This is a genomic window from Parvibaculum sp. MBR-TMA-1.3b-4.2, from assembly GCF_053628815.1.
The window spans coordinates 2,934,234-2,947,365 of record NZ_JBRJHC010000001.1 but is presented as its reverse complement, the minus strand read 5'-3'; the positions used below and the strand labels follow the sequence as shown (position 1 = coordinate 2,947,365).

Here is a 13,132-nt window from a genome sequence, read left to right as displayed (position 1 = left end):
AATGCATACCGAAACGGCCCACAGTCACGAAGCCATGCTCTTCGAGGAGCGCGAATTCGGCTTCTGGATCTATCTGATGAGCGACGCGATCATCTTCTCGCTGCTCTTCGCCACCTATGCCGTGATGCGGCACGCAACCGCCGGCGGCCCCGGCGCCACCGAAATTATGGAATTGCCGACAGCGGCGATCGAAACCGCTCTGCTGCTCCTGGCAAGCGTCACCTTCGGCATGGCCGCGGTGGCGCTGGAAGACAAGCGCCGGAATGCGATCCTCGTCTGGCTCGGCATCTCCTTCCTGCTCGGCGCGGGTTTCCTCGGCATGGAAATCCACGAATTCATCGGACTGATCGCCGAAGGCGCCTCGCCGCAGCGTTCCGGCTACCTGTCCTCGTTCTTCGTGCTCGTCGGCACGCATGGCGCTCACGTGACGGCGGGCCTTGTCTGGATCGCCACAGCCGTCGCCCAGCTCATGCGGACAGGGCCGACGGAAGCCTTCGCGGCGCGCTTCAAGCGCCTCGGCCTCTTCTGGCACTTTCTGGACATCGTCTGGATCGGCATCTTTTCCATCGTCTACCTTCCCGGAGTCCTGCAATGAGCACGATGTCAGATCACGCCCGCACCATGCGGAACGACTATTTCAAGGGATTTGGGCTGGCCGTGCTGCTGACGGTCGTGCCCTTCGCGCTGACGGCGGGGGGATGGCTGTCGCCGATCCACGCCCTGCTCGCGATCGCGGCGCTGGCGGTGGTTCAGATCGCAGTCCACATGATCTACTTCCTCCACCTCGATCTGCGCGCCGTCACCGACGAGAAAATCGTGATGCTGGCCTTCACCGGCATCATCCTCTTTCTGATGGTGGGCGGCTCGCTCTGGGTCATGTTCGACCTTGGGGCCCGGATGATGTAACGCGGTCCGTCGGTCGGATCGGTGGTTTAGGGAAGGAAAAGGAGCGGCAATGGTGGGCGTGACAGGGATTGAACCTGTGACCCCTTCGATGTCAACGAAGTGCTCTCCCGCTGAGCTACACGCCCATTGCCATTGGCGGGACGGATTTTCGGCAATCTCCGCGCCGATCCGTCGAGAGGCGCTTCGTATATCTAGGATTTGAGGCTCTGACAAGTCTCCGAACGCGAACTCTCAGGCCGCGGCCATCATCCGGTCGACTTCCGCCACGAGTTCGCGCAGATGGAACGGCTTGGAGAGCACTTTCGCCTCATCCGGCGTCGGCTGGTCGGAGCTGAGCGCCACGGCGGCAAATCCGGTGATGAACATGATCTTGAGCGTGGGATCGATCTCGGCGGCATGCCGGGCAAGCTCTATGCCATCCATTTCAGGCATCACGATATCGGTCAACAGAATATCGAAGATATCGCCCTTGAGCCGATCATGAGCCTCATCGCCCATGCCATAGGCGGCCACCTCGTGACCGGCATTTTCCAGCGCCCGCGCAAGAAAGCGGCGCATGGATTCATCGTCTTCCGCAAGAAGAATGCGTGCCATCAGCCCACCCCACCTTTTAAAGGGGCCAATCTGCTCATAGGGCCCCATCCCGATTTTCGGCTCTCCATTTGCCCAACGGAAAGCCTTACCCGGTATCAGCATACAATAGGGAGCGGCCGGTAAACAGCTCATGAACATGCGTCCTCTAGAGGTCGCATCCTGCGGTGCACATGCTATGGTTGGCTTTCGCGGGCAGGCGCAAGGCGAGCCGACAGGCCGAAAGGCTGCCGACCCCCGCTTCGCAGTCACAGTCAATCGATCTCGCACGCCCCGCTCATGGATCTCGCAACCGACAAATCTTCAAAAAATCCGGATGAAAATCCGGCGGAAGAGCTGGCCGAAAGCCGGGTCGCAAGCGATGACGAGCTGCGCGACGAGCTTTACGCACGCCCCTTCGCCGTGGAGCGGCCTGCGCGCCTGACACTGCCCTTCGTCTTTTCCTCGCCCCATAGCGGCCGGCTCTATCCGCGCGAATTCGTGGCGGCCTCTCAGCTCGACCCGCTGGCGCTGCGCCGCTCCGAAGACAGCTTCGTCGAGGAAATATTCGGCGACGTGCCGGATCTCGGCGCCCCGCTCATCCATGCCCGCTTTCCCCGCGCCTATCTGGACGCGAATCGCGAGCCCTATGAGCTCGATCCGGCCATGTTCGATGGCCCCTTGCCGCCGCATGTGAACACGCGCTCGATCCGCGTCGCAGGCGGGCTCGGCACCATCGCGCGGGTCGTCTCCGACGCAGCCGAGATCTATCGCGCGCCCCTGAGCTATGCGGAAGCAGAGCGGCGGATCCGTGCGCTCTACATGCCCTTCCACGACGCCCTGCGTCAGCATCTGGACGATGCGCGGCGGCGCTTCGGCTGCGCGGTGCTGATCGACTGCCATTCCATGCCCTCCGTGGGCGGGCCCGGCGACGACGACACAGGCGCCGACCGGCCCGACATCGTGCTCGGCGACCGCTATGGCACCTCCTGCGCCCGCGAAATCGCCATGAAGGCGGAAAAGACCCTGTCCCGGCTCGGCTATTCGGTGGCCAGAAACAACCCATATGCCGGCGGCTTCAACACCGAGCATTACGGCCAGCCCCAGCACGGCCTCCATGCGCTCCAGATCGAGATCAACCGGGCGCTCTATATGAACGAGGAAAAGCTGGAACGCCGCGCGGGGTTGCAGCGCCTGCGCCGCGACATGAAGAGCTTTGCCGCCGAAATGGCCACGCTCGACCTGAGCGGCCTCGGCCCGCGTCTCCGCGTCGGTCCGATCTGACCGGCCTTACGAGAGCATCGCTTCCAAACCTCCCCCTCCGACCGCCCCCGCCAAAACGGTCGGCACAAAAAAAGGGGCCCTGCCGAAGCAGGGCCCAAGTCTAGGGAGGAAACGCCCAGGAAGGGCTGCGACCTTGGGAGCTACGCTCTACCAATGCCGCGATGCACAATATGACATTGCACTGCACACAAAGCAAGCCCGATTTGCAGAAAATTCAACCCGCCGGGTACCGGAAACAGAAAATAACATATTGGTTTAAAAGAACTTTCTTATAGGCGCCGGAAAATAGGTGCAGTGCAAAAAGAAAAAATTCGCCCCTTTCCCGAATGCGCAGGCGATTCCGCCTTCAAAGCTTCCTTAACCCTGGCCGGTCATTCTGTCGGCTGGAAGGGCTGACGATGGCGTGCCCCCGGACATCTCCGGTATTCGGCACGCCGCCAAAAGGGTTAAGGCATGAAAACGAGCGGGGCCGCCAGAGCAACGGCATGGCGCAACAGGGGCAAGACGGGCGCGGCAATCGCCGCCTGCCTGATCGTCGCCCTGTTCATGCCGGGACGCGCCGTTGCCGGGCCGGACAGCTCATTGACGCTGGGCCTGCGCGGCGTCGACGCGCCGATTTCCACCAGCGCCATCAGCGATCCATGGAATATCTGCGAACGCGAGGCCATCCGCCGGGAACTGGCCGACGGCCTGCCCCGTGCGATCGTTGCCGCCGTCGCCATGGCGGAATCCGGCCGCTACAACCGCGCGGCCCGTACCCGCCGCGCCTGGCCCTGGACGATCAACGCGCAGGGCCGGCCCTATTATTTCGACACCAAGGCCGAAGCCGTCCGCTTTACGCGGAACCTGCTGAAAAACGGGATCCGCTCCATCGATGTGGGCTGCATGCAGGTGAACCTGCGCTATCACCCCAACGCCTTCGAAAATCTGCAGGCCGCCTTCGACCCGGCCACCAATGTGGCCTATGCGGCGGATTTCCTGCTTCGCCTGCATCGCAGGCTGGGCACATGGCCCGACGCCGTTTCGCATTATCACTCCGGTGAGCCCAGCCGCCACCGCCCCTATTTCCGCCGGGTGATCGGCATCTGGAAAAAGGAGCGCGCGCGCCTTGCCGATGCGCTCTACACCTCGTCGACCCATGATGTCGCCACCGTCCAGAAGGCCGCGGCACCTGCCGTCACAGCCACGACGACGGCGGAGGATACCCACCCCGCCCCGGCGGTGCTGGATATCGACGACCGGGTCGAACTCTCTGCACCCGCATCGACGGTCCTGCGGCTCTCACTGCCCGTGGGCCTCTTTGCGAATGACAGGATGGCCGAAGCGCAGCCGCCCGCCATCCTGGGCCATGAGGCCAAGGAAATTCCTACACGGCTCGCAGACGCAGGCACGCTTCAATAATCGGTTCAGTATCCGCCTTCTCCGTCGCGGCCGTGACGAAACGGTGATCCGGGCATGATCTGGTCGGATCCGGATGATGCGGTGCGCATGGGCGCGCGCCGCCGGCACGAACGGCCGCCATCCCCGATTGCGGGGGGCGTGGAGGGGGAAACGGATTATGCAGGCTCTGGGAAACATCCTGGGCGATCTCGCGAGCGGCTTTCTGTCGCTCGCCGATAGCGACAATTTCATCTGGAAGACGGTCGATCTTCTTTCCGCGCTTTTCGTCGTCGCGGTCGGTCTCGCCTTTCTGGCCGTCATCGTGGTCTATGTCGTCGACCGCACACAGACGACCCACGCCATCCGCCGCAACTATCCGGTGATCGGCCGCCTGCGCTACGTCTTCGAGGCGCTGGGGGAATATTTCCGGCAGTATTTCTTTGCCATGGACCGCGAGGAACTGCCCTTCAACCGGGCGCAGAGGAGCTGGGTCTACCGTGCCGCAAAGGGCGTCGACACCACCGTCGCCTTCGGCTCAAGCCGCGACATAAGACCCGCCGGCACCATCAACTTCGTCAACACACCCTTCCCCACGCTCGACCAGAACGCCGCCGACACCGCCTTTGCCGAAGTCGGCCCCTTCTGCCGCCATCCCTACCGCACCGCCTCCATCTTCAACATTTCCGGCATGAGCTTCGGCGCCATCTCCAAACCCGCCATCCGCGCGCTCTCCCGGGGCGCAAAAAAGGCGGGTATCTGGATGAATACCGGCGAAGGCGGCCTGTCGCCCTACCATCTGGAGGGCGGGGCCGACATCGTCTTCCAGATCGGCACCGCCAAATATGGCTGCCGCAATGAGGCCGGGGCGATCAGCGATACCCGGCTCGCGGAAATCGCCGCGCACGATCAGGTGAAGATGTTCGAGATCAAACTCAGCCAGGGCGCCAAGCCCGGCAAGGGCGGCATGCTGCCCAAGGAGAAGATCTCCCGCGAAGTCTCGGCCATTCGCGGCATTCCCCAGGGCGAGGATTCGATCAGCCCCAACCGCCACCCGGAAATCTCCACCATCGGCGACCTGCTGGACATGGTGGAACATGTGCGCGAGGTGACCGGCAAGCCGACCGGCTTCAAGATGGTGATCGGCGCCTATGGTTGGCTGGACGAGTTCTGCGAGGAAATCCAGCGGCGCGGCGTGGAGCGCGCACCCGACTTCATCACCGTGGACAGCGCCGATGGCGGCACGGGCGCGGCGCCCATGCCGCTGATCGACTATGTGGGCCTGCCCATCTGGGAAAGCCTGCCCATGCTTTGCGACATCCTCGCCCGCCACGGCCTGAAGAAACGCATCCGCGTCATTGCCAGCGGCAAGCTCATCAACCCCGCGGAAGTCGCCTGGGCGCTTTGCGTCGGCGCTGATTTCGTCACCTCTGCGCGCGGCTTCATGTTCGCACTGGGATGCATCCAGTCCCTTCAGTGCAACAAGAACACCTGCCCCACCGGCATCGCGACCCACAAGAAGAAGCTGCAACGGGGCCTCGACGTGACCGACAAATCGGAACGCGTCCGCCGCTATGCCGAGCGCGTATCGCATGAGGTCTGCATGATCGCGCATAGCTGCGGCTGCGACGAACCGCGCAAGCTCACCCGCGAGCAGGCCCGCATCATGGGCCCGAGTGGTGTGTCCGTATCGCTGGCGGAATATTACGAGCGCTGGTCGGCGCCCCACTCGATCCATGCGCTGAACGGGATCGACCGCCCGAAATTCGAGCATGCCGGCTTGCAGGGCGCGGGCATCTCCACAGGGACCGCCGCCGACTGATCCTCAGCGCGACGGCACGACCATCCGGAGGAAATGAACGCCCATCGAAATGGTCTGGGGAAGCGCGCCCCGCGCATCGCCGTCCACCTCCACCGCCAGCCCTTCCGGCGAGAGGGCCTCGATCCGCCGCGGATGCATGATCTCGACATCCTTGAGCCGGTGCACCCGGCCAAGCCCCAGCGCAGCGAAATAGCGGGCAAAGGCCATTCGGCTGCCGGATTTGAAGAGCGTCAGCGTGAGCCCGGGATCTTCGATATGCGCATCGGGCGCCAGCACGAAGGGCCCGGCGAAATGACGCGCATTGCTGACTACCGCCCAGGCGCAGCGCTTTTCCTGCCCGTCCACGCGCAACACGATTTCGCGGGCCGGCCCGGCAAACCAGAGCTTCAGCCCCGACCAGACGAAAGCAGCCTTGCCGAAGACACGCTTCATCCGCGCATCGATGTCATGCACGACTTCGCCGTCGAAGCCGATCCCGACCATGAGAAGGAAAATGCGGTCATCCACGAGCCCGGTGCCGATAAGCTGCGCGGGACCGGAAAGAAGCATGTCCGCGATGTCCCCCTCGCGCATCCTGAGGCCCAGTTCGATGGCAAGGACGTTTGCCGTGCCCAGCGGAATGATACCGAGCGGCGTACTTTGTCCGAGCAGGCCCCGCGCGACTTCATTGATCGTGCCGTCGCCACCCGCGGCCACGATCACATCTGCGATACCGTGGCGCGACGCGGCCGCCGCCAGTTCCGTCGCATGGCCCGGCCCTTTGGTTTCGTCCAGCGTGATCTCGACGCCCGCCTGGTTAAGGCGTTTGATGACACGTTCCAGAAGGTCCCTTTTGCGGGCGCCCGCCATCGGGTTGAAGATAATATGAGCCGAACGGCGTAGCGCCAAACCGGACCTCCCCAAACGAAACCGAAGTCGTAAAAACGTCACATACTCGTCATCTAACCGTATCCGCGTACACGGATTATCCGGCCAACCGGATCCGGCGAATCGCTTATATCGCGTAACGACCCGATAAGCGAGCGGATTGATCCGTAGGCGAACCAAGGCCAGAAACCGAAACGAGGCCGACAGTCCGCCGAAGTCGCGCAACTGTGAGACAGATGGTTACATGACCCTGCTGGACACGGCTTTCAACAGCCTCGGCACTTTGGCCACCCGCACGTCGAACGAACCGCTCCCTGTCGCCAATGCCCGCACTGGCACGGAAGAAAGCGCGCCCGCCGCGGCGCCACGGTCCGGACGTTCCCGTTCCCGCCGCAACAATCTCGACGAAAGGCTGACCGGTCCGCGCCCGAAGAACCCCACGCGCCACCGCACGCTCTTCATTTCCGACACCCATCTCGGCACACCGGGCTGCAAGGCGGACCTCCTGCTCGACTTCCTGCGCCACAACGAAGCCGAGACCGTTTACCTCGTCGGCGACATCATCGACGGATGGCGCCTGAAACGCTCCTGGTACTGGTCGGCGGGCCACAACGCCGTCGTTCAGGAAATCCTGCGCATGGCCCGCAAGGGCGCCAATGTCGTCTATGTTCCCGGCAATCATGATGAGGCCTTGCGCGACTATGCAGGCGTCAATCTCGGCGGCGTCGATGTAACCGGCGAAGCCATTCACGAGACCGCCGACGGCCGCCAGTTCCTCGTCCTTCATGGCGACCAGTTCGACAGCGTCGTGCGCTATGCCAAATGGCTCGCCCATCTCGGGGACTATGCCTACAACATCGCGCTGCAACTCAACAATTGGCTGCATGAAGTCCGCCGCGTCTTCGGCATGCCCTACTGGTCGCTCTCTTCCTATCTGAAGAACAAGGTCAAGAACGCCGTCGAATACATCTCGAACTACGAGGAAGCGGTGGCCCGCTCCGCGCGCGAACGCGGTGTCGACGGCGTGATCTGCGGCCATATCCACCACGCCGAAATCCGCGAGATGGACGGCGTTCTCTACTGCAATGACGGCGACTGGGTGGAAAGCTGCACCGCGCTCGCAGAGGACGATGAAGGCCAGCTCCGGCTCATCACTTGGACACATTTTTCCTGGGAACGCGACGAAGCCGACGGCGAAAACGGCACGCGTCCGGTCCTGACGGCGGCTTGATGGCTTCAGTCAACACGCTCACGCAGCGCCCCAGGAGAATGCGCCGCGCGCGCAAACTTCTGAACCGGCTTCGCGGGCGCCCCCTGCCCCGAGACGTCGGGCGCTTCTCCGAGAAACTGAAAGTCGTCATCGTCAGCGACGCCGCCCCTCCGCAGGTGAACGGCGTCGTGCGCACGCTTCAGCAATTGCGCGAAAGCCTGACCGATATGGGCCACGACGTGGTGATGATCACGCCCAATGACTTCATCACCATCCCGATGCCGACCTATCCCGAAATCCGGCTGGCAGTGTTTCCCTGGCGCAAGGTGGCTCGTCTCATCAAGGAGGCGAACCCCAATGCGATCCACATCGCGACCGAAGGGCCGCTGGGCCTTGCGGCCCGCAGCTTCTGCGTCAATCGGGGCATCCCCTTTTCGACCTCTTTTCACACCCGCTTTGCCGAATATCTGACCGCGCGCACCGGCGTGCCGCTTTCATGGGGCTATCGCTTCCTGCGCTGGTTCCACCGACCGGCCACCGCCCTCATGGTTGCGACCCCCTCGCTTCAGCGCGAACTGGAAGAGCGCGGCTTCGGCACGCCTGTCATCTGGTCGCGCGGCGTCGATCTCGACCGCTATCAGGTGAGACCCGATCTCCATGGCGAGCACTATCTGGGGATCGAGCGGCCAGTCTGGCTCAATGTCGGCCGCGTCGCGGTGGAAAAGAATATCGAGGCCTTCCTCGCCCTCGATCTGCCCGGCACGAAAATGGTCGTGGGCGACGGGCCGCTGCTCGAAACGCTGAAACGCCGCCATCCGGAAGCAACCTTCACCGGCGCGCTTTTCGGCGACGACCTCGCCGAGGCCTATGCGGCGGCGGATTGTTTCGTCTTCCCCAGCCGCACGGACACATTCGGCCTGGTGCTGATCGAGGCGCTGGCCTCTGGCACGCCGGTCGCCGCCTATCCGGTGCAAGGCCCGGCCGACGTGATCGGCGCCGCCCCTGTCGGCTGTCTCGACCAGGATCTTGCCGTGGCCTGCCGCGCCGCGCTCGGCACCCCGCGCGAACGTTGTCGCGACTATGCGCTCGGCTTCTCCTGGGAGGCCTGCGCCCGCCAGTTCATCACCAATCTGGCGCTGGAAGAGGCGATCGCGGAAGACTGCGACGCCACTTCCGAGGGAACCGCCTGAAGACCTGCACCGTCTCCCCTTTACGCGAAACCCGGCCTGAGACGCACCCTCTGGAATGCGCTCTTTGGGACACACTGTTTCACCTGCGACACTTTCGCAATTAGTCTCGCATCCCTATCTTCTACGGGTCGCCCCCTAACGAAAAGGCTCCCTCATGAAATGGTTCATACCGGCCTTCGCCGCTTTCCTCCTCGCCGCCGCCGCTACCGCAAGCCCGGCGCTGTCCGATCCCTATACAATCGACGCCAGCCATACCCATGTCGGCTTCAAAGTGAACCATCTCGGCTTTTCCGACACCTATGGCACTTTCAACAATGTCGCCGGCACTTTCGACCTCGATCAGGACAATCCCGAGAAGAGCAGCGTCGACATCGACATCAAGACCGCCAGCATCGACACCAATCATGAAAAGCGCGACGAACACCTGCGCGGGCCCGACTTTTTCGATGTAGGGAAATATCCGGACATCACCTTCAAATCGACGAAGGTCGAGCGCACCGGGGACAAGACCGCGAAAGTAATGGGCAACCTCACCATGCTCGGCGTCACGAAGCCGGTGACGCTCGATGTCACCCTGCTCGCCGCGGGCCCCTATCCGATGGACAAGAGCGTGACGGCCGCGGGCTTCAACGCCACCGCGACGATCAAGCGCTCCGATTTCGGCATGACGGCCTATGTGCCCATGATCAGCGACGAAGTCGACATCACGATCTCCACCGAAGCCCGCAAACAATAGCCCTCACGGCACGAGGACGACCGCCTTGCCGCGCGCCCTGCGTTCCATCACATGGGCGATCGCGGCGGGCGTCTCCTCCAGCGTGAAACGGTCGGAGACATAAGGCCTAATGCGGCCTTCGACATACCATCCCGCCAGTTCCGAAAAGGCCTCGCGCGTCACCGCCGGGGCCTTTTCCAGATAGGCGCCGAAATTGAACCCGATCGCATCGACATTCTTGACCATCAGATGATTGGCCGGGATCTGCGGCACGCGCCCACCTGCGAAACCGATCACGATGAGCCGCCCCTCGAACGCGATGGCCCTGAGGGAGGCGTCGAACACATCCCCGCCAACCGGATCGTAGATCACATTGGCGCCCTTGCCGCCGGTCAGCCCCTTGATGCGCTCGCGCAAATCCTCCGTCGATGAATCGACGAGTTCATCCGCGCCATGTTTCCGCGCGATCTCGAGCTTTTCCGGCGTGGAAGCCGTGGCGATCACCCGCGCGCCCAGCGCCTTGCCGATCTCGACGGCGGTAAGCCCAACACCGCCCGCCGCGCCATGGACGACCAGCGTCTCGCCTTTTTTCAACCGACCGCGATGCTTCAGCGCGAGATGGCTGGTGCCATAGGCGATGGGAAAGGCGGCGGCCACCTCATCGGGCATCTCCACCGGCAGGGGCACCACACCGCTTGCCGGCATCAAAGCCTCTTCCGCATAGCCGCCATTGCCGCACATGCCGGCCACCCGCTGGCCGACCTTGAGCCCGCTCACGCCCTCGCCCAGCTTGAGCACGGTGCCCGCGACCTCCGCGCCCGGGGAAAAAGGCAGGTCAGGCTGGACCTGATATTTGCCCTTGAGCACGAGACTATCCGCGAAATTGACCCCGCAGGCCCTGACCCGGACGAGAATTTGCCCCGGTCCCGGCTCCGGTGAGGCGATTTCCTCCGCTTTCAGCACCTCCGGCCCGCCCAGTTCGCGCGCAATCATCGCTTTCACGGTCGATTCTCCTTCACTTGGCCCCTATGAGCTTGTAGCAGAGCGCCCCCCCGATATATAAGGCGGCAACCCAATGGCGCGCCGGCGGGCCCGACCCCGCGCGCCCCGGAGCAGGCAAGACCTCTCCGTTTTTTTTAGTCGCATGATCTTCGCCGGATTCCGCTATTGGTTTTTCCGGATCATGCCTTAGAGACCAGCAGGACCTTATGTCGCTCCGGAATATCGCGATCATCGCCCATGTCGACCATGGGAAGACGACGCTTGTTGACCAGTTGCTCCGCCAGTCCGGCACCTTCCGCGATAACCAGCAGGTTGCGGAACGGGTGATGGATTCCAACGACCTCGAGCGTGAGCGCGGCATCACCATTCTCGCAAAATGCACCAGCGTCGCCTGGAAGCCCGAAACCGGCGCCCATGCCGGCGAGGAAATCCGCATCAACATCATCGACACGCCCGGCCATGCCGATTTCGGCGGCGAGGTGGAACGCATCCTCTCCATGGTGGACGGCGTGGTGCTACTGGTGGACGCGGCCGAAGGCCCGCTGCCCCAGACCAAATTCGTGACCTCCAAGGCGCTTTCGCTAGGCCTCAAGCCCATCGTGGTCGTCAACAAGGTGGACCGTGGCGATGCGCGCCCCGACGAAGTGCATATCGAGGCTTTCGATCTCTTCGCCTCGCTGGGCGCCGATGACGAGCAGCTCGACTTCCCCACCATCTTCGCTTCCGCCAAGGAAGGCTGGGCATGTGAAGATCTCGCCGCATCCGATGCGAAGGATCTGGGCCTCCAGCCGCTCTTTGAAAAGATCGTCGATCATTTCCCCGCGCCCGGCGCGCTGACGGACGGCTCTGCGGACGAGCCTTTCGCCATGCTGGTGACGACCATCGAGGCCGACCCCTATCTGGGCCGCATCCTGACGGGCCGCATCGAAAAGGGCACGGCCAAGCCGAACAGCCCCGTCCATGCGCTGCGCCGCGACAAGGAAGGCAATGTCACCGAAGTCGAAAAAGGCCGCCTGACGCGCGTTCTCGCCTTCCGCGGGATCCAGCGTCTTCCCGTGGACGAGGCGAAAGCCGGCGACATCGTCGCCATCGCGGGCCTTGAAGAAGCCACCGTCGCCGACACGATCGGCGATCCGGCCATGACCGAGGCGATCCACGCCCTTCCCATCGACCCGCCGACACTCTCCATCACCGTCTCCATCAACGACTCGCCGCTGGCCGGTCGCGAAGGCAAGAAGGTGCAGTCCCGCGTCATTCGCGAGCGGCTGATGAAGGAGGCCGAAAGCAACGTCGCCATCCGCGTGGCGGACAGCGAAACGAAGGATTCCTTCGAGGTCGCGGGCCGTGGCGAATTGCAGCTCGGCGTGCTGATCGAAAACATGCGCCGCGAAGGCTTCGAACTCGGCATCTCCCGCCCCCGCGTGCTCTATCGCGAGGACGAAAACGGCAAGCGCCTGGAACCCATCGAGGAAGTGACCGTCGATGTGGATGACGAGTTCACCGGCACGGTGATCGAAAAGGTTTCGCTCCGGAAGGGCGAGATGATCGACATGCGCCCCACCGGCGCGGGCAAGACACGCATCATCTTCCACTGCCCCTCGCGCGGCCTCATCGGCTATCACGGCGAATTCCTCACCGATACGCGCGGCACCGGCGTGATGAACCGCGTCTTCCAGGAATACGGCCCTTATCGTGGCGAAGTCGAAGGCCGCCGCAACGGCGTGCTGGTCGCCAATGGCACGGGCGAGGCCGTTCCCTACGCGCTCTGGTATCTGGAAGAGCGCGGCGTGCTCTTCATCGCCCCGGGCGCAAAGGTCTATGAGGGCATGGTCATCGGCGAGAACTCGCGTTCCGACGACCTGATCGTGAACCCGCTGAAAGCCAAGCAGCTCACCAATATCCGCACCACCTCGAAGGATGAGGCCGTGCGCCTCACCCCGCCCCGTCCGCTCACGCTCGAACAGGCCATCGCCTATATCGAGGATGACGAGCTGGTGGAGGTGACCCCGGAATCGATCCGCCTGCGCAAGCGCTATCTCGACCCGAACGAGCGCAAGAAGCACGCGCGCGCCGGATAAGGACCGATTCCGGCCCAAGGTTGTCCGATATCGCGGCTTCGGCCTGTGTGACCCTGTCACACAGGCAACGGATTCATTGCCTCTCAACCTTCCGGGTGCCAGTCTTCTCCG

The 13,132-nt window shown here is 63.3% G+C and carries 12 protein-coding genes and 1 tRNA gene; 9 read left to right on the top strand and 4 right to left on the bottom strand.

Going from position 1 to position 13,132, the window contains the following annotated elements:
* Position 1 precedes the first annotated feature (1 nt).
* On the top strand, positions 2-595 hold the full coding sequence (gene cyoC, locus ACSSVQ_RS14055; protein WP_454184012.1) for a cytochrome o ubiquinol oxidase subunit III: 594 nt from the start codon (positions 2-4) through the stop codon (positions 593-595).
* Positions 592-906 carry a cytochrome o ubiquinol oxidase subunit IV gene (cyoD, locus tag ACSSVQ_RS14050; protein ID WP_454184011.1) on the top strand — a complete coding sequence of 105 codons (315 nt, stop codon included), beginning with the start codon at positions 592-594 and terminating at the stop codon, positions 904-906. The genes cyoC and cyoD overlap by 4 nt, the downstream gene beginning before the upstream one ends.
* A 50-nt stretch (positions 907-956) precedes the next feature.
* Here the strand turns inward: cyoD and ACSSVQ_RS14045 are convergent.
* Positions 957-1,031, bottom strand: a tRNA-Val gene (locus ACSSVQ_RS14045).
* 106 nt (positions 1,032-1,137) lie between these two features.
* A complete protein-coding gene (gene cpdR / locus ACSSVQ_RS14040) occupies positions 1,138-1,500 on the bottom strand; it encodes a cell cycle two-component system response regulator CpdR (RefSeq protein ID WP_454184009.1) in 363 nt (120 codons plus the stop codon).
* A gap of 276 nt (positions 1,501-1,776) precedes the next feature.
* Here cpdR and ACSSVQ_RS14035 point away from each other — a divergent pair, with 276 nt between their 5' ends.
* From ACSSVQ_RS14035 to ACSSVQ_RS14025, 3 genes are all read left to right on the top strand, one after another.
* The gene (locus ACSSVQ_RS14035) at positions 1,777-2,760 is read left to right on the top strand and encodes an N-formylglutamate amidohydrolase (RefSeq protein ID WP_454184008.1); all 984 of its coding nucleotides are present in this window, start codon (positions 1,777-1,779) and stop codon (positions 2,758-2,760) included.
* A 453-nt stretch (positions 2,761-3,213) separates the two neighbouring features.
* Positions 3,214-4,161 carry a transglycosylase SLT domain-containing protein gene (locus ACSSVQ_RS14030; protein ID WP_454184006.1) on the top strand — a complete coding sequence of 316 codons (948 nt, stop codon included), beginning with the start codon at positions 3,214-3,216 and terminating at the stop codon, positions 4,159-4,161.
* A 157-nt stretch (positions 4,162-4,318) separates the two neighbouring features.
* Complete coding sequence (locus ACSSVQ_RS14025) at positions 4,319-5,959, top strand: FMN-binding glutamate synthase family protein (RefSeq protein ID WP_454184005.1); 1,641 nt, start codon at positions 4,319-4,321, stop codon at positions 5,957-5,959.
* Between the two features lie 3 nt (positions 5,960-5,962).
* Here ACSSVQ_RS14025 and ACSSVQ_RS14020 read toward each other — a convergent pair whose 3' ends face one another.
* Positions 5,963-6,847 (bottom strand): diacylglycerol/lipid kinase family protein, encoded by an 885-nt coding sequence (locus ACSSVQ_RS14020; RefSeq protein ID WP_454184003.1) that lies wholly within the window; start codon positions 6,845-6,847, stop codon positions 5,963-5,965.
* Positions 6,848-7,070: 223 nt separating this feature from the next.
* On the opposite strand from ACSSVQ_RS14020, the gene ACSSVQ_RS14015 reads away from it, so the two are divergent.
* The 3 genes from ACSSVQ_RS14015 to ACSSVQ_RS14005 all read left to right on the top strand — a co-directional run bounded on the left by ACSSVQ_RS14015 (position 7,071) and on the right by ACSSVQ_RS14005 (position 9,962).
* Entirely contained in the window at positions 7,071-8,057 is a 987-nt protein-coding gene (locus ACSSVQ_RS14015) for a UDP-2,3-diacylglucosamine diphosphatase (protein WP_293324559.1), read from the top strand.
* On the top strand, positions 8,057-9,226 hold the full coding sequence (locus tag ACSSVQ_RS14010; RefSeq protein WP_454184002.1) for a glycosyltransferase family 4 protein: 1,170 nt from the start codon (positions 8,057-8,059) through the stop codon (positions 9,224-9,226). The genes ACSSVQ_RS14015 and ACSSVQ_RS14010 overlap by 1 nt, the downstream gene beginning before the upstream one ends.
* Before the next feature lie 154 nt (positions 9,227-9,380).
* On the top strand, positions 9,381-9,962 hold the full coding sequence (locus ACSSVQ_RS14005; protein ID WP_454184000.1) for a YceI family protein: 582 nt from the start codon (positions 9,381-9,383) through the stop codon (positions 9,960-9,962).
* Positions 9,963-9,965: 3 nt separating this feature from the next.
* On the opposite strand, the gene ACSSVQ_RS14000 is transcribed toward ACSSVQ_RS14005, so the two are convergent.
* On the bottom strand, positions 9,966-10,934 hold the full coding sequence (locus tag ACSSVQ_RS14000; protein WP_454184702.1) for an NADPH:quinone oxidoreductase family protein: 969 nt from the start codon (positions 10,932-10,934) through the stop codon (positions 9,966-9,968).
* 215 nt (positions 10,935-11,149) lie between these two features.
* Here ACSSVQ_RS14000 and typA point away from each other — a divergent pair, with 215 nt between their 5' ends.
* The gene (gene typA, locus ACSSVQ_RS13995; RefSeq protein ID WP_454183998.1) at positions 11,150-13,021 is read left to right on the top strand and encodes a translational GTPase TypA; all 1,872 of its coding nucleotides are present in this window, start codon (positions 11,150-11,152) and stop codon (positions 13,019-13,021) included.
* Positions 13,022-13,132 lie beyond the last annotated feature (111 nt).

Excerpts from the sequence above, each read along its gene's own strand:
- cyoC (WP_454184012.1), top strand. The coding sequence starts at position 2 with ATGCATACCGAAACGGCCCACAGTCACGAAGCCATGCTCTTCGAGGAG.
- cyoD (WP_454184011.1), top strand. The coding sequence starts at position 592 with ATGAGCACGATGTCAGATCACGCCCGCACCATGCGGAACGACTATTTC.
- cpdR (WP_454184009.1), bottom strand. The coding sequence starts at position 1,500 with ATGGCACGCATTCTTCTTGCGGAAGACGATGAATCCATGCGCCGCTTT.
- ACSSVQ_RS14035 (WP_454184008.1), top strand. The coding sequence starts at position 1,777 with ATGGATCTCGCAACCGACAAATCTTCAAAAAATCCGGATGAAAATCCG.
- ACSSVQ_RS14030 (WP_454184006.1), top strand. The coding sequence starts at position 3,214 with ATGAAAACGAGCGGGGCCGCCAGAGCAACGGCATGGCGCAACAGGGGC.
- ACSSVQ_RS14025 (WP_454184005.1), top strand. The coding sequence starts at position 4,319 with ATGCAGGCTCTGGGAAACATCCTGGGCGATCTCGCGAGCGGCTTTCTG.
- ACSSVQ_RS14015 (WP_293324559.1), top strand. The coding sequence starts at position 7,071 with ATGACCCTGCTGGACACGGCTTTCAACAGCCTCGGCACTTTGGCCACC.
- ACSSVQ_RS14010 (WP_454184002.1), top strand. The coding sequence starts at position 8,057 with ATGGCTTCAGTCAACACGCTCACGCAGCGCCCCAGGAGAATGCGCCGC.
- ACSSVQ_RS14005 (WP_454184000.1), top strand. The coding sequence starts at position 9,381 with ATGAAATGGTTCATACCGGCCTTCGCCGCTTTCCTCCTCGCCGCCGCC.
- ACSSVQ_RS14000 (WP_454184702.1), bottom strand. The coding sequence starts at position 10,934 with ATGATTGCGCGCGAACTGGGCGGGCCGGAGGTGCTGAAAGCGGAGGAA.
- typA (WP_454183998.1), top strand. The coding sequence starts at position 11,150 with ATGTCGCTCCGGAATATCGCGATCATCGCCCATGTCGACCATGGGAAG.